Raw genomic sequence first — 18,982 nt, 5'->3', positions numbered from 1 at the left:
GGTGGGGGTCGATTTCGGGGAACCAGCGCGTTAGGAGGCAGGGATGCCTCCTCCGTTCCAGAGCCACGTCTTCGTCTGTACCAACCGTCGCCCGGATGGCAATCCGAAGGGGTGTTGCGCCTCCAAGGGCGCGGAGGAGGTGCGCGCGGCCTTCAAGGCGGAGCTGGACAAGCGCGGGGTGAAGGGGCGGATGCGCGCCAATGCGGCCGGGTGCCTCGACACCTGCTCCTTCGGCGTCTCCGTGGTCGTCTACCCGGAGGGCACCTGGTACGGCGGAGTGAAGGTGGAGGACGTGCCCGAAATCGTCGAGGAGCACCTGATGCAAGGCCGCCCCGTGGCGCGGCTGGTGATGCCCTTCGTACGAAAAGAGAAGGCGGAGAGCTGACGACTGTCGGCTCCCCGCCCTCGGGTGTCGCGAAGCTAGCTCATGACGTGACAGCGGGCTTCCGCTTCAGCGCACGAACTCCCACGCGTCGCTCCAGTGGCTGCCGGTGCCCGGCGCGTAGTACGGCGCCGAGCCCTGGCACCAGCCGGAGTAGGGGAAGGGCTTGCAGCGATAGACGTGCCCGTTCGTTCCCTGGACGAGCGTTCCCGCCACGTAGTTGGAGATGCCATTCGGATACGTGTACTGCGCCGGGTCTCCACCGCCGCCACCGCCCGTGGGCTTCTCGATGTCCAGTTGGAAGGAGTCGCTCGCCTCGCGCGAGTAGACGCGGTTGCCGGTGGCGCTGTTGACGGGGCTGACGGTGCCGTTCGACTGCAGCTCGCCCACTTGCACGCGGCTGGAGCTGGCGTTCACCCGCTGGGCCAGCAGGTACATCCACGTGGCCGAGGGCGTGGCCGAGTCGAGCTGGAGCGGGTGCGTCTCCGCGTCACTCCCGGCGCTGTTGAACAGGCGCAGCGTCACCTTGCTCCGGGCCGGCAGGTCCTCGCGGGCCTGCACCGCGCCCAGCTCCTTCCACGACGTGGGGGGCGGCGGCGTGTTGCTGAACTTCACGTCGCTGCACGAGTAGAACGCCTCCGGGCTGTCGGAGCGCTGCCAGATGGCATAGATGACGTGCTGCCCCGTGCGGCCCTGCGGGAAGGGGCACGTGAAGCGATAGCGGTTGTTCGACTGCAGGGCGTTGCCCGTCAGCGTGCAGAAGGGGTTGGCCTCCAGGTCGCTCCACTTCAGCGGCAGCGCCGGGTTGTAGCCCTCCTTCGTGACGTACAGGTGGAAGTAGGCCGTCGCGTGCAGCGCCGTCGCGTGGAAGACGAATTCGAAGCGGTTGCTGGAGTCGGGGGTGATGAGCGGTGCGGGCCAGTCCGTGCGCGCCAGGTCCAGGCCCTTGTGGCTCTCGTTGGCGGCGCTGCACAGCTTGCCGTCGGCGATGAGCTCGCGGTGCCGACCGTTGGCCGCGCCCTGCCGCACGCCGTTCCAGTCATAGAGCGCCTGCGTGCCTCCGGACTGGATGGCGGCCTTGCACGCCGCGGACTTGGGCGTCTCTGGACCTTCCTTGAAGCAGCTGTAGACGCGGCTGAGGGGGACCTCCATGGAGCCGTGCGCTGACGCCAGACTGGCGGACAGCAGGGACAGCACGACGAGTGATGACGCGAGGGGCCTGAACATTGCGGGTTTCCTCCTGTGCGAAGGGATGGAGGAAAGAAGTCCGGAAATCGGGTCAACGCCCGAAAACGAAAAGCGGCGACGCGGTCCTTGGAGGGAACGCGCCGCCGCTTCCTGGCTCGGCTGGAAGTGTCGACTGGCCGACTACCGGCGGCGACCCATCAGCCGGAGGATGGCGAGGAACAGGTTGATGAAGTCCAGGTAGAGCGTCAGCGCGCCGACGATGCTCACCGTGGCGGCGCTGCTGTAGCCGCTGTTGGCGTGCATCTCCCGCAGCTTCTGGGTGTCGTACGCCGTCAGGCCGGCGAAGACGAGGACCGACGCGCAGGCGACGACGAAGGACATCATGTCACTGCGCATGAAGATGTTGACGACGCTCGCCAGCACCACGCCGATGAGGCCCATGAAGAGGAAGGTGCCCCACGCGCTCAGGTCCTTCTTGGTGATGGTGCCGTAGAGGGCCATGGCGCCGTAGACGCCCGCCGTCAGGAAGAACGCCTGGGCGATGCTGCCCGCCGTGTAGACGAGGAAGAGGATGGCGAACGTCATCCCCGTGAGCGCCGAGTAGCCGAGGAACATCGTCGCGGCCACCGGGCCCGACAGGCGCGGCGCGAGGAACGACAGCGCGAGCACCGCCCCCACCTGGGCGATCATGAAGCCCAGGCGCCAGTCGATGACCGTGCGCAAGAGCGCCTCGTTGCTCAGCGTCAGCAGGGCCATCACGCCCGTGACGAGCAGCCCCGCGAACATCCACCCATGCACGCGCGTCATGAACGCGCGCTTCGACTCCTGCACCAGCACGGAGTTGACCGAGTCGCTCTCGGCCGTCTGCCATCCGGAAGTTTCCCAGGCCATGAACCGTATCCTTTCGCGCCGGAGCTTCAGCCCGGCGGCGCCACTGCTTATAGCGTCTTCGTTCGGGGCGTGCGCGGACCCCCACGGAACCTTCCCTTAAATCGCCTTCCACGCGAGCAAAAGCTTCGAGGCGACTTCGGTGGTGATGAGGGGCAGCACGCCTCCTCCGCCCACGATATTCACGATTTCCGCCATGGAGCCCCGGCACACGCCACCCCAGGCAGGCTGCTTCGCCAGCCCCACCGACGCGTATGCCGAGTAGTCGACGAAGAACGACGTGGGCAGCACCGTCCCGTTCGGCTCGCAGAGCAGGTGGTCCTCCGGCGGCGAGTCGACGATCTGCTGCACCACGAAGCCACCGCCCGTCGTGTCCGCCGCCGCGCGAGCGCACAGCTCCGGCCAGGCGAGCAGCTCGCCATACGCGGCCTGTACCCGCTCCGAGTAGGGCACCGTGCCCTCCGAGCGACCGAGGAACACCGCCTTGCCGCCGTAGTCCCAGGCCCGCTTGAGCACGAAGCGGGCAGGCGTCCGCGCGACCTCGGCGACCAGGTCGTCCAGTCGCCCGCCGTCAGGGCCCGTCGCGGGGCCTGCCTTGAAGACGCGCGTCCAGGGGACGGAGGTCCGCACCGCCTCCAGCTCATCGTCGGTGAGTCCGGCGGCCTCGGCGAGCGCGGGCTCCGCGAGCGCTTGTGAGAGCCGGGCGAAGGTCGACTTCGCCTCCACCTGCGACGCGGGCGGGTTGAGGAACACGGCCTTCTTGCCGGGCACCGTGGAGAGGAAGTCCTCCACCCACGGGGAGGGCGCCTGCTCCAGTCGCCGTACGAAGAGGTGGCGATAGACGAGGTCGTACTTCTTGCCGCGCACCTCGAAGGCGTTGTCGCCGGAGACCTCGTCCGGGTGCACCACGTCCGCGTCGGCTCCCATCTCGCGGAAGCGCTCGCACAGCCAGCGCAGCTCGGAGATCTGCGCGTCGTTGCGGCGGCACAGCAGGGCCACCGTGTCCGGGAACTTTCCCGGGCGCTCGGCGGCGTAGCCGTCCAACAGCGCGCGGTACAGCGCCAACGCGTTGCTGCCGTTGAGGGCCAAGAGCGAGGCCAGCGCCTTCTCCGGGTAGCGGAAGTGCCGGGCCACCACCTCGATGAACGAGCGGGCCGCGATGTCCGAGTAGCCCTGCATGGCTGGAATGGTCGCGTTGACCTCCAGCGCCCAGGGCTTGCCGCCCGACACGAAGTAGTCGACGCGCGTGGTGGCGAGGCGCTCGGATTGCCGCCAGGTGCGCTCCGCGAGCGTGCGCTCGAGCGGGGACAGCGCGCCCAGCAGCTCCTGCGCGTCGGGTCCTTCGAGGGTGGCGCGCGCCATCTTCACGGTGGCGGAGGACAGGCGCGCGGACAGCTCGGCGCGGCGGCGGATCTCCGCGGCATCCAGGATGACGGGCGTGGCGGTGATGGGGATGGGACGGGTGGTGCCATCCAACTGCGTCACCGCCAACCCCCGCTTGTAGGCGAGCTGTGACAGCTCGGGCGCGAAGTGGCGTGCCTGGTGTCGCAGCACGTCGATGAGCTCTTGCACGGGTCTTTCTGTCCCTCGGCTTGCCCGGCACTCGTCCGGGAGTCGGTGAACCTATTCGCGGCGGCCCCCACCGTCCATCGGTGCGAGGCCTCATGTCCCCGCACGCGGGCACCCCCGCCAGGCCGCGACGCCCGGGACGGCCTCCATCACCTGCCGTGTGTGTCGGTCCCCGGCGCCGCGGACCACCCGGAGGTGCTCGCTCGCCGGAAGCTGTCCATGGCCTGACGTCCGCCCTCGCGCCGCACGAACTCGCATGTGTGTGATTCCATGTGGCTTGCACGCGCGCTCCGTCTGGCTTACAACCGCATTGCGTTTACCGCTGGAAATCCATTCCCCGTGAGCCGCTCCCTTCGCCCAACGTCTTCGTGTCTCGCTCGGTCGCGCCTGCTGGCGCTGCCGCTCGTGGCCGTGTGTGCGCTGGCGTACATGGGGAACGTGCTGCACTTCGCCCTGGTCCAGCACGCCACGTGCTTGGAGCATGGTGAGGTCGTCCACGTGGAGGAGGGCGGCTCGCACCTGGCGCCGCTCGTCGAGGAGACCTTCGACGACGTCCGGCTCGCTTCTCGTGAAGATGCGCCCGTCGGCCATGGCGCCGAGGCGCACTGTCTTCACACGTTGATCCGCCGCGAGGCCCCGCCTCCGGTGGAGGGCACGCCCGTCCTCACCCGGGTGCCCACGCTTTCCTCACCGGCGCTGGCGGTGTTCCGCTTCCACGCGGAGCCTGTCGCCCGGCTGCACCTGGCCCCCAAAGCCTCTCCGCCTCGCGCCTGAGCTGTTGCCCAGGGTACGCGTCCCTCGCTCACGGCACAGTCATGCCTTGAGAAGGCCGCGGTCCGTGGCCGCTGACTGACGTCCGGTTCCGAGAAATGGAGCCGTGCGCCAGCCACCGCGCGACGCGCCGCTGGATGGCTCGTTTCCCCTGCGTGCACGCTCTCGCCCCCCGTGTCGCGCACGTTCCGCGCGATTCCCACCCCGCCCCCGGTGTCCGCTCTGGCTCCGCCTTCATGGGCGGGGTTCGTGGCGGCGTTGGTGGCTGGGGACCTGTTGTCCATCCACGTGGAGCTACACACATGAACAAGAAGCTTCTGGCCGCCCTCCTGATGTCCACCGCGCTCCTGTCCGCTGCTTGCGGCGACGACGAGGAGCCCGAGGAGGATGTCGACGTCGAGGGGTGCGAGCACCTGCGCGAGGGCCCGGCCGTCGCCGTCCTCGCCACGCTCAGCGGCACACCTCCGACGGTGTCCAACAACCACCGTCGCTACGACATCACCCTGGTGGATGGCACGGGCGGCCGGTCGGGCTCCGTCTCGTTCGCCGCGTCGGAGGCCACGGACTACGTCCTCTACGTCAGCGCGGATGTCCCCGTGTCCATCACCGACAGCAGCGGCGCGGCGGTGGACATCGAGGAGAGCGCCAAGAGCTCCGAGACGTGCACCGAAATCAAGGGACGGCACGTCGTCCCGCTGACCGTCGGAACGCACACCATCACCTTCGGTCCCACGTCGGCGGCGTCCGTCAACCTCGTCATCGAGGAGGCGTCGCACGAGGGTCACGAGCACTAGCCGCGAGCCCGGGGCGGGTGCCCCGGTGCTTCACCCCGAATCCGGGGCCGGCCCTGGCGCCGGCCCCTCCTGGAGAAGAAGACCATGGGAGCCTTTCAGCAGTTCCTGACCGAGAAGCAGATTGCCTCCGCCACGCTGCTGCGCCTGTCGCGCCAGCTGGAGGCCCAGGCCGACACCGACCGCACCCTGAAGCGCAAGCGCTCCGACAAGCGGCGCAACAAGGACACGCAGGGCAAGAGCTACGCGGAGCTGGAGCTGGGCAAGCCGAAGAGTGGCCGGGGCGTGAGCGAGCAGCAGCTCAACGCGGCGCTGGTGGACCTGCCGCTGCCGCGTCGCGTGCGCGGCAAGTTGGTGCGGGCCGTCAACGCGGTGCTCTCCAAGAAGGGGAGCGGCGCGGTGGACCCCAAGGCGCTGTTCGGTGACGCGGCCGTTCGCGCGGGCCCGGCGAAGAAGTCCGCGAGCTGAGTCGGGAGGCCCACGTGTCATTCGCCGAAGCCCCACCGATTCTTCCGCGCGACGTCCTCCGGGACGCGGAGCGTCTGTTCGACGTCACCATGTGGTGCCTCGGGCAGGACGTGCGCTGCCCGGAGGGAAATCTCCTCATGCGCCGCGGCCTCGTCCGCCACGCGCGGCCCGAGGGAGTGGAAGGTCAAAGCGCGTACTCCGTCGCGTTGCCGGACGGAGGTCGGCTGTCGCTGTGGGGCTTCGGCGCGCTGTGCGAGTGCGGTCAGGCCGTCTTCGTCCCAAGAGACGGCTTCACCCCTCGCTGGTTGGAGCGCGCTCCGGCGAGGCCCGCCTATCAGGCCTGTGAGCTGGGCACGTGGCGGGCTCCCGCCAGTGTGGAGGAGCGGCGCGAGGTCCGTCGGAGTCTGGCGGGGCTCGCCGAGTGGTTGGCCGGGCACGAGGACTGGGTGACCCGGGAAGTGGGGCTCGAGTGGAGGCGCACCTGCGTGGCGGCTCGGCGCAAGGCGTCTCCTGTTCCACCGGAAGCGCTGGCCGCCGCGTGGTGGCGGCTCGGCACGCGCATCCGCTCGCTGGATTTGGGTTTCAACGCCGGTGGCGCCTCGGCTTCCGGGGCACTGGGAGGACATCATGCTGTCGCGACTGCTTCGCAACGATGAGCCATCCGTCTACGTCCAGGCCGCCTGGGAGGACGTCGCGGATGAGGCGCTTCCTTGTCCGGCGCTCCGCGAGGGGCTGGGCACATCGCACCTGAAGGTCAGCACGCGAGTACCGCTGGCGCAGGCGTACTTCGACCAGGGCTTGAGCCTGCTGCACCTGGGCTGGGGGCCGGAGGCGCGGCGCTCCTTCGCGCAGGCGGCGCGGTTGGACCCGGAGCTGGCCATGGCGTGGTGGGGCCTGGCGCTGACGCGAGGGCCCGGAGCGCGCTTCGCCACGGCGCGCGCGGAGGCGATGGCGCGCGCTCTCGCGTTGAGTGAGGGACTGCCCGACGTGGAGCAGCGCTACATCGTCGCGGCCAGCCTGCTCGCGGACAAGGGCCCGGCCAACGGCCGTCATGCCTTCGTGCGGGAGATGGAGGGTCTGGTCGACCGCTATCCCGAGGACGCGGAGGCGAAGCTGTTGCTGGCCGGCTTCCTGGCGGACGGGTACGAGCCGGATGGTCGCCCCGGACAGGGGCAGCCCTACGCGCAGGCCCTGCTGCGGGAGCTGTTGCGCACGCGCCCGGACCACGTGGGCGCCCACTTCGCCTGGGTGTGCACCATGCTCCCGAGTCCCCGGCCCGAGGCAGCGAGGGAGAGCGCGCTGCTGCTCCCGAAGCTCGCGCCGGGAGCGAGCTTCGCGCTGCTGGTGTCGGGACGACTGCTGGGCCGGCTGGGCGAGACGGACGCCGCCTACCGGGTGCTGGAGGCCGCGGTGGAGGCGGATGACGCGTACCTCGCGGGCGAGTCGCTGCCCACGCTCTTCGCGCCGTGCGCGGAGCTGGCCATGCGGCTGTTGAGTCAGGGCTGCGCGGAGGCGGGGCAGTACAGCGACGCGCAGACGTGGGCGCGTCGGTTGCGTCAGCGCGTGGAGGCCGCGGGTGGCGAGGCCCAGGCCGTGCTCTTCGCGGCGACCACGCTGGTGTCTATGCACCTGCGCTTCGGGTTCTGCCGCGCGGCGGCGGACGTGTCGCTGGAGCTCGCCGGTGAGCTGACCGTCTCCGAGCAGGCCCTGCGCGACGGCGTCCGACTGTACACGCGGGGCATCAACGCGCTGGACGCGGGGCGACTGCTGGATGCGGAGCGCGCGTGCGCGTCGCTCGAGTCGCTGCAGCCCGCGCTGTCCGAGGTGCGTCGCTCCGAGGGGCGCGCGCTGTGCCCGCGCGATGTCTCCCGGGTGTTGGAGGTGGCCGAGTGCGAGCTGCGCGGCGCGCTGGAGTCGCGTCGCGGAGATGGTGGTCGCGCGGAGGCCACGTTGATTCGCGCGTGGCGCATGGAGCGGCGGCTTCGCGTGTCGGGCCCCGCGTCGTTCTCGCGGCCCGCGCGAGAGACGCTGGCGCGAGCCCGGATGCGCGGTGAGCGCGAGGAGAAGGCGCTGGAGCTGGCCCGGACGCTGGTCGACGAGCGCCCCGGTTGTGGCCACTTCCGGTTGCTCCTGGCCGAGGCGCGCGCGGCGCTGGGCGAGCGCGTGCTGGCGGTGCAGGACTTCAACTCCTTCCTCGACCGGTGGCGTGACGCGGACGCGCACCTGCCGGAGCTGCGACGCGCGAGGACGTACATCGACGGACGGGGCCGCATCCTGCGGCTGGTCCACACGGCCGAGGAGGCTCCGCTTCCGGTGCCTCCTGACTTCCGTCCCTTGGAGAAGGTGTCCTGTTGAGTTCTCTGGAACGAAGTCTCGTCGTGCCCTCGCGTTGGGATGGGGTGGGGCAGTTGCTCTCCGCGCTGTGTGTCGTTCACTGCGTGGTGCTCCCCGCCGTGCTCGGGCTCCTGCCCGCCGCGGCGGCGCGGTGGCTGAGTGGGGAAGGGACTCATCAGGGGTTGCTGGCGCTGGCCCTGGTGGGGGCGCTCGCGGCCTTCATCCCGGGCTGGAGGCTTCACCGTCGCCGAGTGGTGCCGGTGCTGGCCGGAGGCGGACTGACGTTGCTGGCGGCGGGAGCGTTCCTGGTGCCGGAGGGCGCGGGCGAGGGCTGGGAGATAGGGCTCACCCTGGGGGGCGGGTTGTTGATGGCGGTGGCACATGGGCGCAACCGGGCCCTGTGCCGCGAGTGTTGCCCGTCCGAAGCCCGCTGAGCGAAAGCGTCGAGCCTGGGGCGTCCCATGCGCCCGGCGCTTGACGGGCCGGAGTCGTTCGCGCGAGGAGAGGGGGCATGCCCACCTTCCGTCTCACGCAGGACCAGGCCGCGTTGCTCGTCGTGGACATCCAGGAGCGCCTGTGCGCGGCCATGGACCGCGACGCGCTGGACCGGATGCTCTCGCGCACCAGCGCCGCCGTCGAAGGCGCCCGGGCGCTCGGCCTCCCCGTCATCATCACCGAGCAGTATCCCCAGGGCCTGGGGCCCACGCACTCGCTGCTGCGGCTGAAGCTGGGCAGCTTCAAGGCGGTGGAGAAGCTGGAGTTCAGCGCCGCCGTGCCGGACGTGCTCGCGCAGCTGGGGACGCGCAAGCAGGTGCTGTTGGCCGGCATGGAGACGCACATCTGTGTCTTCCAGACGGTGCGGGACCTGGCGGAGCGCGGCTACACGCCGGTGTTGCTGGCGGACGCGGTGATGTCGCGCTCGACGGAGGACCGGCGCGTGGGGTTGGACCTGTGCCGCGATGCGGGGGCGACGGTGGCCACGGTGGAGGCCGTGCTGTTCGACTTGCTCGGGCGCGCGGGCACGCCCGAGTTCAAGAAGGTCTCCGCCGCGGTCCGCTGACGCCTAGAACATCGGCGGTTTGACTCCATCCTGGCGCGGAGGCAACGGGGGGCGGATGGGCAGAGGCGCCTCCTGGGGCTTGGAGATGGCGGGGAGGGAAGGCGTCAACGCTCCGACGTAGAGCATGCCGTGGATGCCCTCGGGCGTCGGCGCTTCGAAGGACGTGATGAACGGCGACAGTCCGGGGCGCGCCGCCACCTTGCCCGAAGGCGTCGAGCCGATGAGCCCGCACTGAATCTTCCCGTCCCTGTCGAGGTCGCAACCCCAGCGCGTTCCCTGGGCGTAGCTCATCTCCAACACGACGAGCCGTGGGGATTTCAAGAGATGCGCCATGGGCGTGAAGTCCTGGTCCCAGGGGGTGCCGGTGACGGTGCGCGTATGCGTGTTGCCGGCGAGGATGACCTGGACTTCGACCCGCTGTGCCTCGCGGCGCTTGTTCCAGAACGTGGCCTGCTGACCATCGCGTTCGCTTCCGCGAGCCAGGTCCGTGTCATACGCCAGGAGCGTCACGCTCAACCCGGCCATGCGCATGGCGCGGACGCGGTCGATGAGGTCCAGGACGGCGCGGCTGCTGCGGCCATCCTGGTAGGTCCGTTGCCAGAAGCGCCCCTCCAGGAGCGCATCCTGGTCCGAAGGAGCGCCCGCGCTCGCGAGGTAGCGGTCCACCCGTTCCTGCTCGGAGCGGGGAATGGACAACCCCAGTGCGACGGGCAGCCCCGCCTCGGCGACCTGGCACACCAGCTCGCCCACCACCGCGGGAGCTTCACGAGAGCCGAGCTGCTCGCCCACCAGCAGCGTCATTCCGAGGTCCAGCACCTCCGGGAGCCCACGCATGCCCTCGCCACAGGGGCCCGCTTGGGAGGCCTCGTCCTTCCACCGCGTGAGGTAGAAGTCCGAGTCGCGCACGGCCCTGGGGCGCGGCTCCTCTCGCACGTTGCCGCTCACCACCTCCAACGAGGGAGTCGACTCCAGTCGCAGCGTCAACTCCCGCTCGAGGTCCAGCGCTCGCGTGCCGTTCATCATCGAGCGCATCTCGATGCGTTGGTTCTGCGGCAGTCGGATGGGGGGCCCCAGGTCGGCGAAGGGGCTGCTGTCGTGCACGGCGTAGTTCCACGCGATCTTCCACCAGTGGTTCTTCCTGTCGACGTCGTTGCCCACCGCGTTGAAGGTCATCTGGAAGACGCGGACGACGGATTGTCGCGGGCCCACGGAGATGCCCGTCACCAGGAAGCGCGTGTAGCGGTCATTCCAGGTGTCACCCCTGTCCGTGGTCTTCCACTTCGTGAGGAACTGGGTCGGGTCCGTCGTCTCCTCGATGGAATGTCCTCGGGTGACGAGCAGCTCGCGGGTGACGGCCAGCGCTTCTTCCAGGGGCTTCTGGAAGACGTGCTCGAACTTGGGCGTCTCGGACTCCACGGTGCGTGGGCCATGCGCGCAGCCCACGCAGGCAGCCCAGAACAGCCAGCACATCGCCAAGGCACGGAAGCTCATGTCGCGGTCCCCTCCGGAAGCGCCTCGTCGCTATCGAGGCTGCTCCCGGTAACGAGAGGTCCCGGGGCCCATATCGAAGTGGGCCGGAGTCCCGTTCAGCGTGCGCGCTGTACGAGCTGGATGAGTGCGCGTGCACCCATGGCCAGGCCCACCAGCATCGCGGCGACCACCGTCTGCGAGCCGCCCACCGGGAAGTCGAAGAAGTAGGCGAACATGTAGCCGCCCACGCCGGAGACGATGCCCGCGAGCGTGGCCACGAAGAACGTCCACGGCAGTCGCAAGTCCAGCATCAGCGCGGCGATGGCGGACAGCGTGGAGAAGGCGAACACCGGCAGCGCGCCGAGGGCTCGGGCGCACACGCCCACCATGACGCCGATGGACACCATCAGGACGCCGTCCAGCAGCCGGACGGGCAGCCCCTGCACCAGCGCGCCGATGCGGTCGAAGCTCGCGAAGGTGATGCCCCGGTACCACCAGAGGTGGATGACCAGGACGAGGATGCTGGCGACGGCCACGGTGCGCAGTTGCTCGGGTGTCACCAGCACGGCGGTGCCGAAGAGGATGCCCTGGATGTCGTGGGACTCCTGGGCGATGCGGTCGCCCACCAGCACGGCCGCGCCGCCGGACAGCGCGTACGCGAGGCCCAGCAGGCTCTCCCGCGTCAGGCGCAGCCGGGTGGGGTCCATCATCAGCAGCAGCGTCGCCAGGAGCGCGAGCGCGGTGGCGCCGATGACGGGCTCAACCTCGAAGCCCAGGTGGATGCCCATGTAGAACGCCAGCGCCACGCCCAGACCGGCGGACTGGGCCACCGCGGCGCTGACGAACACCATGCGCCGCAGCACCACGTAGACGCTCAGGAAGCCGAGCACGCCGCCGGCCAGGAGGGCGCACAGCAGCGGGTCCCGGAACAGCTCGAACCCGTCGACGAACTGCTGCCACTGGGATGGTTCAGCGAGCATCGGATCCACGGTGGGGTCCCTCGGGGGCGCGGTGGCAGTACTCGTCGCCGTACTGGCGACGGAAGGCGGGGTGACAGAACACGGTGCGCGCGTCGCCCACGACGAAGGCGGAGGTCTCCCGGTCCACGAAGAGCAGCACGTCCGCGTGCTCGGCGGCGACCTCCAGGTCGTGGCACACCACCACCACACCCAGCCCTCGTTGGCGCGCGAGCACGCACAGCCGCTGCATCGTCTCGCGCTCGGCCACCGCGTCCATGGCGGCGGTGGGCTCGTCGAGCAGCACCATGTCCGCCTCGGTGGCGATGAGCCGGGCCAGCAGCGTGCGCTGCTTCTGGCCCTCGGACAGCTCGCGGTAGGGCCTGTTCGCGATGGCCTTGGCTCCAGCCGTCTCCAGGGCCACCTCCACCGCGTCGCGGTCCGCCTTGCGGGCGAACGGCCACAGGAAGCTCCAGTTGCGCAGCCGGCCCCAGGCGGTCAGCTCCCTCGCCCGCAGCGGCAGCAGCGAGTCGATGCCGGACGTCTGCGGCACATACGCGCTGCGCATCTCCGGATGGCCCCGGGTGATGGTGCCCGACACCGGGTCGATCATCCCGAGCAGTGTCTTGAACCACGTGCTCTTGCCGGAGCCGTTGCGGCCTACCACCGCGACGAACTGGCCACGGCGGATGACCATGTTGATGGGCGGCAACATGGCATTGTCGTTGTAACCGATGACCAGCTCCGTGCAGGTGAGCAGCGGCTCGCCGAAGGTGAAGGTCGGCGGCACGGAGTGGTTCGCGGTGTCCGGGCTCACGGGTTCATCGGTCTTCACGTCGCACCTCCGCCTGGGGCTTCAGTGCCGCCAGCTCTTCGAGCAATGCCTTGCGCGCCGCCTCGTTGGAGACGGTGCCCAGGTCCAGCACGCCATCCACGCCGGGTGTCAACGCGGCCCAATCCAGGCCGTCGAACACGGTGGGGGGAACCTCGAGCGTCAGCGCCAGCTTCACGCGAGGCTTGTGCTCGCGGTCCGACGGCACGTCCACCTCGCCGGCCAACGTGAAGAGCGGCGTGGCCTCCTCGCCCTCCGCGCCGTCCTCGGACACCACCGTCATGCGGAAGGGCGTCTGAGCGAGTCGTGGCGTGGCGCGCGAGTCCCGCACGAGGCCCGTCAGCGTCACCGACGTGACTTCCCAGACGCCTCGGGAGACGGCGGTGCGGGGCAGCTCGCAGTCCGGCTCACACTCCACCGCCGTGGTCTCCGGGGCCAGCAGGTTCAGCTCTCCGTCCACGTGCAGCGCGGCGACGAGCGTGGAGGAGGAGCCACCTCCGCCCAGCTCCGCTTCGATGTCCTCGTAGTCCACGAGCGCGCCGTCATCGCTGTGGCAGTGGCCGTTGTGGCACAGGCTGTAACCCGGTGGCGGATTGGCGGGGTCGAACGTCGTCGGCCCTCCGCCTCCCGCGCCACCCACCAGCTCCACGTGGGAGATGCCCAGCGCGGCCGAGCCCAGGCTCACCTGGTAGTCCGACGCGAGGCGCTGGAAGCCATTGCCCGCGTCGCGCGAGGCCGCGGGCACGTAGCTGGCGGTGACGGTGGGCTCCAGCACCGCGAAGCCCTCGCCTGAGTCCAGCGCGCAGCCGGACAGCAGCAAGAAGGGGAGCAGCAGTCGGGTCCGCATGACTCAGCCTCCCTTCCCGCCGGTGAGACCCTTCTCCAGGTTGCCCACCATCTCGTTGATGTGCTGGATGTACGTCTCACCCGAGCGGAAGTCCGTGCCGCCATGGAGGGTGACGAGCGGCGCGGGAATCATGTCCGCGAGCATCTTCGCCTCCCTCTCGTTGTAGTAGCTCTCGATGAGCACCATGCGCGCCTTGCGCTGCCGGGCGAGCACGAGGACGCGGGCCGCGTGGGCCGGATTGGGCGGGATGCCCGGCTTGGGCTCCAGGAACGCGATGGGCTCGAAGCCCAGCCAGTCCGCGAGATACGCCGTCGTCCGATGGAACGCGATGATGGGCGCGCCGCGCAAGCCCGCCAGCCGCTTCTCCCAGCCCACGCGCGCGGCATCCAGCTCCGCGGTCAGCTTCGCGGCGTTGGCGCGGTAGGTCGCCGCGTTCTTCGTGTCGAGTTGCGCCAGTCGCTCGGCGATTCCGCGAGCCACCGCCGCGCCCTGTCGCGGGTCATAGAGGTAGTGGGGGTTTCCGCCGGGGTGTACGTCGCCCTCGCTGCGGTCCACCTTGGTCGCGGGAATCTCCAGCAGGCGAACGAACTGCGAGGCATTGAGGAAGCCAGGGTTGCCTACCTGGATGCGCGGGTTGTGCGAGCCCGTCTGGAGATTGGGCAACCAGCCGATCTCCAGGTCCAGGCCCACGATGATGAGCAGGTCCGCGTTGCTCAGCGCGAGCGCGAGGCTGGGCTTCGCGTCCACGCGGTGCGGGTCCTGGCTTCCCAGCGCCATGGACCGCACCTGGACCAGGTCTCCGCCCACGGCCTTGGTCAGCGCGGCGAGGTCCGGAAGGGTGGTGACGACATTGACGGCCGCGAGCGCGGGCGCGGCGGCGAAGAGACAGAGGGCGGCGCACAGGGCCGCGACGAAACGAAAGTGGCGCATGGGGCAGGGCTCCCGTGAAAGAGGTTCAGAACGCATGGGCGCCATGGGCGCCTGTCACCAGCTCGAGCGCGAGGAAGACGGAGTAGTCCGCCTCGTCGCGCCAACGGGCCCGGTCTCTGGCGGCCTGCATGCGCAGTCGGGAGAACTCGGTGGGCCAGAAGGTGAGGTTGGCGGAGATACGGTCCCGGTTCTTGGTCCACTCCGGGTCCAGTGGATCCACCGCCACCGCGCCGCCTTCACCCTTGGCCGGCGTGCCGAACTCGTAGCGCGCGGCGGCGGCCCAGCGCTGTGAGAAGCGCCAGGCGAGCTGGGCATAGGTGTTGATGTCCGTCAGCACGTCGTCGGGCACCTGTCGTCGGCGGTAGAGAGCCTCCACCTGGAGGGTGACGAGCGTGTTGCTGGCCTTGGTGATGGGCCGGTAGCGCAGGTACACGTCGGTGCCGAAGACATCCGTGCGGTTGCGATAGCCGGTGGGGTTGGGGCCCGTCGCGCCGGACAGTCCCCACAGCAGGGACAGGTCATCCGTCAGCTCGAAGAACTGCTTCAGGACGCCCGTGGCCTGGAGGTCCAGGGGAGAGAGGACGCGGTCATTCGACGCGCCCAGGAAGCTGCGGGCAGTGGCCTCGCCCGTGGCATCCGTGAGGCTGCCGGTCAGCTCCACGTACCAGGGCAGGGGAGACAGCCAGGACGCCTCCACGCCCAGTCCCCGGTTGCCCTCCGCGCCGAACACGCGGCTCATGGCGAAGGGTTGATCCACGAAGTCCCACGCGTGCGGGTGCGTGGCATTCAGCCGACCGAAGCGCGTGAGGAACTGGCCCGCGCGCACCTGGAGGCTGCCGGGCAGGGCCAGCGTGGTGCCGTAGGCCTCCTCGATTTCGACGCCGAACTGGCTGTAGACGATGTTCGCGTCGAAGCGGAAGTACGGGTCCACCACCGAGCCGATGGACAGCTCCAACTGCTGGAGGTTGAAGCCGTTGCGCGTGGGGTCGTGCGCACCACCCTGGAGCGGCTCCTTGGACGTGAAGGCCGCGGCGGCGATATCCAGGATGAAGCTCATGTCCAGGAAGTTGGTGCCGCTCGTCCCTCCGGGAATCGACAGCGGCAGGCCGCCACCTGGAGTGGAGTCAGGCGCGGAGGCCGTGCCGGCGGGAACACCCTGCTGGGTGTCGCCACCGAAGGCCTTCTCGATTTCGGCCATCTCCTCGGGCGTGAGGCCCGCGGGGACTTCCTCGGTCGCTCCAGCGTCGGCGCTGGTCTCGGACTCGGGGACTCCCGCATCGGGAGGGAGGGGAGGAGGGGTTTCCTGCGCCGAGGCGGAGGCCGCGGAGAACAGGGCTGCGATGGACACGGCGATGAAGGCGCCGTGCAGACGAACGAAGACGGATGACACCGGGAATGCTCCTCGAAACCGGGGCGCACGCGTGCGCGTGCACTCCACTGCAAGACCTGCTCACACCTGCTGGACGCGACTCAGGCGCGCGCGGGTGGCGAGGACTTGGGAGCGGTGTCGAGGACGGAGAGCGGAGGGGCGACGCGAGGCGGCGCGGTGGAGGGACGGCTGACCGCGAGCCGGGGCAGTGTCCACGACGACGGGGAGCTGAAGAACAGCTCGTCCCGCGTGCTCGACGTCAAGAGCGGGCACGTCTCATGGGCCAGCCGCGTCGCGTCGGTGTTCGACGAGGGGAGGGCGGAGAGCTGCGCCAGCTTCTCGGGCGCCAGTCGCGCCTGGATGGAGCCGGTGCCCCGGGCCGTCTCCTCGAACGTCTGGTGCTCGGGACAGAAGCGGTGGGCGTGCGCGTCCCGGACGTGGAGCAGGGCCCCCAGCGGCTGCAACGCCCACAGCGCGACGAGCAGCGTCGCGATGCCACGGACGAAGGTATGTGCGCGCTGGATCATCGGAAGAGGGGGCGGTTCAGGTGCTCTACTGACGGCACCTGGGAGAGTCAAGGCAGGCTAGCACGGCGGTGGGACGGACACCTCTGTCACCGCATTCACCGGGATGGTCCTCGGGGCATGGGCGGTTGGAGACACCTGTATGGATGAAGGACAGCCGGACGGACGATTCATTCCGGTGGCTCGGCTCGCCGCGTTGGACGCACGCGGTCGCGCCGTGGTCCTGGTGGGAGACACCCGGGTGGCGCTCGTCCGGGTGGACGGGCGGCTCCATGCCCTGAGCGATACCTGTCCTCATCGAGGCGGCTCGCTGCACGAGGGGGACCTGGAGGGACACCTGCTGCATTGTCCTCTGCATGCCTGGCCCTTCGATGTGCGGACGGGGCGCTGCCCCTGGCGTCCCGACGCGAGCGTCCGCATCTACGAGGTCCGCGTGCGAGGTGAGGAGATCCTCGTCGCCGCATCGGATAGCGTCCCCATCCGCTGATCGCCCGCCCCTGTAGGAGCCCTTCTCCCCGTGACTTCGTCCAAAGCTCGCACCCGCAACGCCCCCGTCCCGAGGCCCGTCGTCAGCGTGCCGGACCCCACCGCCATGGCTCGCGCGGTGGAGGCCTTCCTGCGCGCCGCCGGACTTCCCCTGGACGACGCGAACCTGGTGGACACCCCGCAGCGCGTGGCCGACGCCTGGAGCCGTGAGTTCCTGGATGGCTATGCCAAGACGCCCGAGGAGGTGCTGGGCAAGACGTTCCCCACGCCCAAGGGCTCGTCGCGCGAACTGGTGGTCGTCACCCACCTGCGCTTCGTCTCCATGTGTCCGCATCACCTGTTGCCGGTGACGGGACGCGCGCATGTCGCGTATGTGCCGGGCAAGCGGATGGCGGGCTTCGGCAGGCTGTCCTCGCTGGTGGACTGCTTCGCGCACCGGCTCATCCTCCAGGAGGACCTGGCGCGTGAGGTGGCGGGTGCCCTGGCCCGCGTACTCGGCAGCCCCGCCACCGCGTGCATCATCGAGGCGGAGCAGGCGTGCTTGCGCATGCGAGGCGCCCAGCAGCACGACGCGATCACTCACGCGGAGGCCTATGAAGGCGAGCTGCGGCGGGATGGCTCGCTTCGTCGTGAGCTGTGGGCGCGCCTGGGGACCCGCCGATGAGTGGGCCTTCCGCGCGGACGGACCGCGTGGAGCCGGAGCGGGTGGAGCGGGTGTGTGAAGTCCTCGCGGGCCTCCTCGCGCAGGGGCAGCTGCGGCGCGACGCGGACACGCTCGCGGCCTACGGGAAGGACGAGTCCGACAGCGGCGTCTTCCCACCGGACGTCGTGGTGTTTCCAGAGAGCACCGCGCAGGTGTCGGCCATCTTCAAGGCGTGTGTGGCGCACGGCGTGCCCTTCACGCCGTGTGGCGCCCGCAGCGGCAAGAGCGGAGGCTCGCTGCCCTTGAACGGTGGCGTGGCGGTGAGCCTGGAGCGGATGAATCGCATCCACTCCATCTCCGCGGAGGACCTCACCGCGGTGGTGGGGCCCGGCGTGGTGACGGGCGACCTGATGAAGGCCGTGGAGGCGCAGGGCCTCTTCTATCCACCGGATCCGAACTCCTGGGAGTTCTGCACGCTGGGCGGCAACGTCGCGGAGAACGCGGGCGGGCCTCGCGCGCTCAAGTACGGCGTCACGCGCGATTACGTCATCGGCCTGGAGTGGGTGCTTCCGGACGGAGAAGTGCTGCGGGTCGGCCGCCGGACAATCAAGGGCGTGGCCGGCTATGACCTCGTGGGCCTCTTCGTGGGCTCCGAGGGGACGCTCGGGGTCGCCACCGAAATCACGCTGCAGCTCATTCCGCTGCCACGAAAAGTGCTGACGGCCCTGGTCGTCTTTCCGTCCGTGCTGGATGCGGCGCGCGGCGTCTCCGCCGTGCTGGCCGCGGGCATCCTTCCGAGGTGCCTGGAGCTCATCGACGACGTGGCCCTGCGCGCGGTGGATGGCCGGGGCTTCCAGTTCCCGGAAGGCGCGGGCTCGGCCGTCATCGCCGAGGTCGACGGGTACCATGAAGAAGGTTTGTTCGAGGAGCTGTCACGGCTCGGCGACATCTGCGCACAGCAAGGTGCCACACAGACACTCGTCGCGCGGGACGAGGGTCAGCGGGAGAAGCTGTGGGCCGTGCGGCGGGTCATCTCTCCAGCGCTGCGTGCGCTCAAGCCCCACAAGATCTCCGAGGACATCGTCGTCCCCCGCTCGAAAATTCCCGAAATCATCTCGCGCCTGAAATCGATGGGCGACGAGCTGGGACTCACCGTGGCCACCTACGGCCACGCGGGCGACGGAAACCTCCACGCCAACATCCTCTATGAGGGGCCGCACCAGCGCGCCCTGGTGGATGAGGCGCTGCGTCGCATGTTGGTGATGACGGTGGAGCTGGGCGGCACGATCACAGGCGAGCATGGTGTGGGCCTCGCGAAGCGGGAATTTCTCGCGCTGGAACAAGGCCCCGCGCTGCTCGAACTCCAGCGGCGGCTCAAGGCCTTCTTCGACCCATCAGGGATGCTCAATCCCCAGAAAATCTTCCCCGCGCTCAAGCGTTCTACGTGAGTAGCCGTAGCGTGACCATCGCCGAG

21 protein-coding genes are annotated in these 18,982 nt (G+C 69.7%); 11 read left to right on the top strand and 10 right to left on the bottom strand.

What is annotated here, in order from left to right; translation table 11 throughout:
- Window positions 1-43: 43 nt before the first annotated feature.
- A complete protein-coding gene (locus ACN469_RS41850; RefSeq protein WP_498777720.1) occupies window positions 44-385 on the top strand; it encodes a (2Fe-2S) ferredoxin domain-containing protein in 342 nt (113 codons plus the stop codon).
- A gap of 66 nt (window positions 386-451) precedes the next feature.
- Here ACN469_RS41850 and ACN469_RS41845 read toward each other — a convergent pair whose 3' ends face one another.
- The 3 genes from ACN469_RS41845 to ACN469_RS41835 all read right to left on the bottom strand — a co-directional run bounded on the left by ACN469_RS41845 (window position 452) and on the right by ACN469_RS41835 (window position 4,030).
- Window positions 452-1,609: a lytic polysaccharide monooxygenase gene (locus tag ACN469_RS41845; protein ID WP_498777718.1), complete on the bottom strand. Its 1,158-nt coding sequence runs from the start codon at window positions 1,607-1,609 to the stop codon at window positions 452-454.
- Window positions 1,610-1,750: 141 nt separating this feature from the next.
- The gene (locus ACN469_RS41840; protein WP_498777716.1) at window positions 1,751-2,461 is read right to left on the bottom strand and encodes a Bax inhibitor-1/YccA family protein; all 711 of its coding nucleotides are present in this window, start codon (window positions 2,459-2,461) and stop codon (window positions 1,751-1,753) included.
- A gap of 96 nt (window positions 2,462-2,557) precedes the next feature.
- The gene (locus ACN469_RS41835; protein WP_498777715.1) at window positions 2,558-4,030 is read right to left on the bottom strand and encodes a hypothetical protein; all 1,473 of its coding nucleotides are present in this window, start codon (window positions 4,028-4,030) and stop codon (window positions 2,558-2,560) included.
- 336 nt (window positions 4,031-4,366) lie between these two features.
- On the opposite strand from ACN469_RS41835, the gene ACN469_RS41830 reads away from it, so the two are divergent.
- The 7 genes from ACN469_RS41830 (at window position 4,367) to ACN469_RS41800 (ending at window position 9,451) form a co-directional block, all read left to right on the top strand.
- Entirely contained in the window at window positions 4,367-4,801 is a 435-nt protein-coding gene (locus ACN469_RS41830; RefSeq protein WP_498777713.1) for a hypothetical protein, read from the top strand.
- 299 nt (window positions 4,802-5,100) lie between these two features.
- A complete protein-coding gene (locus tag ACN469_RS41825) occupies window positions 5,101-5,592 on the top strand; it encodes a hypothetical protein (RefSeq protein ID WP_498777711.1) in 492 nt (163 codons plus the stop codon).
- 84 nt (window positions 5,593-5,676) lie between these two features.
- Entirely contained in the window at window positions 5,677-6,057 is a 381-nt protein-coding gene (locus ACN469_RS41820) for a hypothetical protein (protein ID WP_498777709.1), read from the top strand.
- Window positions 6,058-6,071: 14 nt separating this feature from the next.
- Window positions 6,072-6,713, top strand: a complete 642-nt coding sequence (locus ACN469_RS41815; RefSeq protein ID WP_498777707.1) for a hypothetical protein — start codon at window positions 6,072-6,074, stop codon at window positions 6,711-6,713.
- On the top strand, window positions 6,685-8,412 hold the full coding sequence (locus ACN469_RS41810) for a hypothetical protein (protein ID WP_498777705.1): 1,728 nt from the start codon (window positions 6,685-6,687) through the stop codon (window positions 8,410-8,412). Before ACN469_RS41815 ends, ACN469_RS41810 begins: the two co-directional genes overlap by 29 nt.
- A complete protein-coding gene (locus ACN469_RS41805) occupies window positions 8,409-8,825 on the top strand; it encodes a MerC domain-containing protein (RefSeq protein WP_498777703.1) in 417 nt (138 codons plus the stop codon). The genes ACN469_RS41810 and ACN469_RS41805 overlap by 4 nt, the downstream gene beginning before the upstream one ends.
- Before the next feature lie 77 nt (window positions 8,826-8,902).
- Window positions 8,903-9,451 carry an isochorismatase family protein gene (locus ACN469_RS41800; RefSeq protein WP_498777701.1) on the top strand — a complete coding sequence of 183 codons (549 nt, stop codon included), beginning with the start codon at window positions 8,903-8,905 and terminating at the stop codon, window positions 9,449-9,451.
- 3 nt (window positions 9,452-9,454) lie between these two features.
- Here the strand turns inward: ACN469_RS41800 and ACN469_RS41795 are convergent, their stop codons facing one another.
- The 7 genes from ACN469_RS41795 to ACN469_RS41765 all read right to left on the bottom strand — a co-directional run bounded on the left by ACN469_RS41795 (window position 9,455) and on the right by ACN469_RS41765 (window position 16,382).
- Window positions 9,455-10,942 carry a hypothetical protein gene (locus ACN469_RS41795; protein WP_498777699.1) on the bottom strand — a complete coding sequence of 496 codons (1,488 nt, stop codon included), beginning with the start codon at window positions 10,940-10,942 and terminating at the stop codon, window positions 9,455-9,457.
- Window positions 10,943-11,037: 95 nt separating this feature from the next.
- The gene (locus ACN469_RS41790; RefSeq protein WP_498777697.1) at window positions 11,038-11,910 is read right to left on the bottom strand and encodes a metal ABC transporter permease; all 873 of its coding nucleotides are present in this window, start codon (window positions 11,908-11,910) and stop codon (window positions 11,038-11,040) included.
- The gene (locus ACN469_RS41785) at window positions 11,891-12,712 is read right to left on the bottom strand and encodes a metal ABC transporter ATP-binding protein (RefSeq protein ID WP_498777695.1); all 822 of its coding nucleotides are present in this window, start codon (window positions 12,710-12,712) and stop codon (window positions 11,891-11,893) included. The genes ACN469_RS41790 and ACN469_RS41785 overlap by 20 nt, the downstream gene beginning before the upstream one ends.
- Complete coding sequence (locus ACN469_RS41780) at window positions 12,699-13,556, bottom strand: hypothetical protein (RefSeq protein ID WP_498777694.1); 858 nt, start codon at window positions 13,554-13,556, stop codon at window positions 12,699-12,701. The genes ACN469_RS41785 and ACN469_RS41780 overlap by 14 nt, the downstream gene beginning before the upstream one ends.
- 3 nt (window positions 13,557-13,559) lie before the next feature.
- Entirely contained in the window at window positions 13,560-14,486 is a 927-nt protein-coding gene (locus ACN469_RS41775; protein WP_498777692.1) for a metal ABC transporter substrate-binding protein, read from the bottom strand.
- A gap of 25 nt (window positions 14,487-14,511) precedes the next feature.
- A complete protein-coding gene (locus tag ACN469_RS41770; RefSeq protein WP_498777690.1) occupies window positions 14,512-15,876 on the bottom strand; it encodes a zinc-regulated TonB-dependent outer membrane receptor in 1,365 nt (454 codons plus the stop codon).
- An 80-nt stretch (window positions 15,877-15,956) separates the two neighbouring features.
- The gene (locus ACN469_RS41765; protein WP_498777688.1) at window positions 15,957-16,382 is read right to left on the bottom strand and encodes a hypothetical protein; all 426 of its coding nucleotides are present in this window, start codon (window positions 16,380-16,382) and stop codon (window positions 15,957-15,959) included.
- A gap of 139 nt (window positions 16,383-16,521) precedes the next feature.
- On the opposite strand from ACN469_RS41765, the gene ACN469_RS41760 reads away from it, so the two are divergent.
- The 3 genes from ACN469_RS41760 (at window position 16,522) to ACN469_RS41750 (ending at window position 18,956) form a co-directional block, all read left to right on the top strand.
- Window positions 16,522-16,866 carry a Rieske (2Fe-2S) protein gene (locus ACN469_RS41760; protein ID WP_498777686.1) on the top strand — a complete coding sequence of 115 codons (345 nt, stop codon included), beginning with the start codon at window positions 16,522-16,524 and terminating at the stop codon, window positions 16,864-16,866.
- 105 nt (window positions 16,867-16,971) lie between these two features.
- Window positions 16,972-17,529 (top strand): GTP cyclohydrolase I, encoded by a 558-nt coding sequence (gene folE, locus ACN469_RS41755; protein WP_498777966.1) that lies wholly within the window; start codon window positions 16,972-16,974, stop codon window positions 17,527-17,529.
- Window positions 17,526-18,956, top strand: coding sequence for an FAD-binding oxidoreductase (locus ACN469_RS41750; RefSeq protein WP_498777684.1), 1,431 nt, complete (start codon window positions 17,526-17,528; stop codon window positions 18,954-18,956). The genes folE and ACN469_RS41750 overlap by 4 nt, the downstream gene beginning before the upstream one ends.
- Window positions 18,957-18,982 lie beyond the last annotated feature (26 nt).

Source organism: Corallococcus terminator (assembly GCF_049194865.1).
GTDB lineage: Bacteria > Myxococcota > Myxococcia > Myxococcales > Myxococcaceae > Myxococcus > Myxococcus terminator_A.
Note: the sequence above shows the minus strand (reverse complement) of the source record. Positions and strands in the feature narration are given on the sequence as shown.

Coding starts and splice junctions, on each gene's coding strand:
- ACN469_RS41850 (WP_498777720.1), top strand. CDS start 44: ATGCCTCCTCCGTTCCAGAGCCACGTCTTCGTCTGTACCAACCGTCGC.
- ACN469_RS41845 (WP_498777718.1), bottom strand. CDS start 1,609: ATGTTCAGGCCCCTCGCGTCATCACTCGTCGTGCTGTCCCTGCTGTCC.
- ACN469_RS41840 (WP_498777716.1), bottom strand. CDS start 2,461: ATGGCCTGGGAAACTTCCGGATGGCAGACGGCCGAGAGCGACTCGGTC.
- ACN469_RS41825 (WP_498777711.1), top strand. CDS start 5,101: ATGAACAAGAAGCTTCTGGCCGCCCTCCTGATGTCCACCGCGCTCCTG.
- ACN469_RS41820 (WP_498777709.1), top strand. CDS start 5,677: ATGGGAGCCTTTCAGCAGTTCCTGACCGAGAAGCAGATTGCCTCCGCC.
- ACN469_RS41810 (WP_498777705.1), top strand. CDS start 6,685: ATGCTGTCGCGACTGCTTCGCAACGATGAGCCATCCGTCTACGTCCAG.
- ACN469_RS41800 (WP_498777701.1), top strand. CDS start 8,903: ATGCCCACCTTCCGTCTCACGCAGGACCAGGCCGCGTTGCTCGTCGTG.
- ACN469_RS41795 (WP_498777699.1), bottom strand. CDS start 10,942: ATGAGCTTCCGTGCCTTGGCGATGTGCTGGCTGTTCTGGGCTGCCTGC.
- ACN469_RS41780 (WP_498777694.1), bottom strand. CDS start 13,556: ATGCGGACCCGACTGCTGCTCCCCTTCTTGCTGCTGTCCGGCTGCGCG.
- ACN469_RS41775 (WP_498777692.1), bottom strand. CDS start 14,486: ATGCGCCACTTTCGTTTCGTCGCGGCCCTGTGCGCCGCCCTCTGTCTC.
- ACN469_RS41765 (WP_498777688.1), bottom strand. CDS start 16,382: ATGATCCAGCGCGCACATACCTTCGTCCGTGGCATCGCGACGCTGCTC.
- ACN469_RS41760 (WP_498777686.1), top strand. CDS start 16,522: ATGGATGAAGGACAGCCGGACGGACGATTCATTCCGGTGGCTCGGCTC.
- folE (WP_498777966.1), top strand. CDS start 16,972: ATGGCTCGCGCGGTGGAGGCCTTCCTGCGCGCCGCCGGACTTCCCCTG.
- ACN469_RS41750 (WP_498777684.1), top strand. CDS start 17,526: ATGAGTGGGCCTTCCGCGCGGACGGACCGCGTGGAGCCGGAGCGGGTG.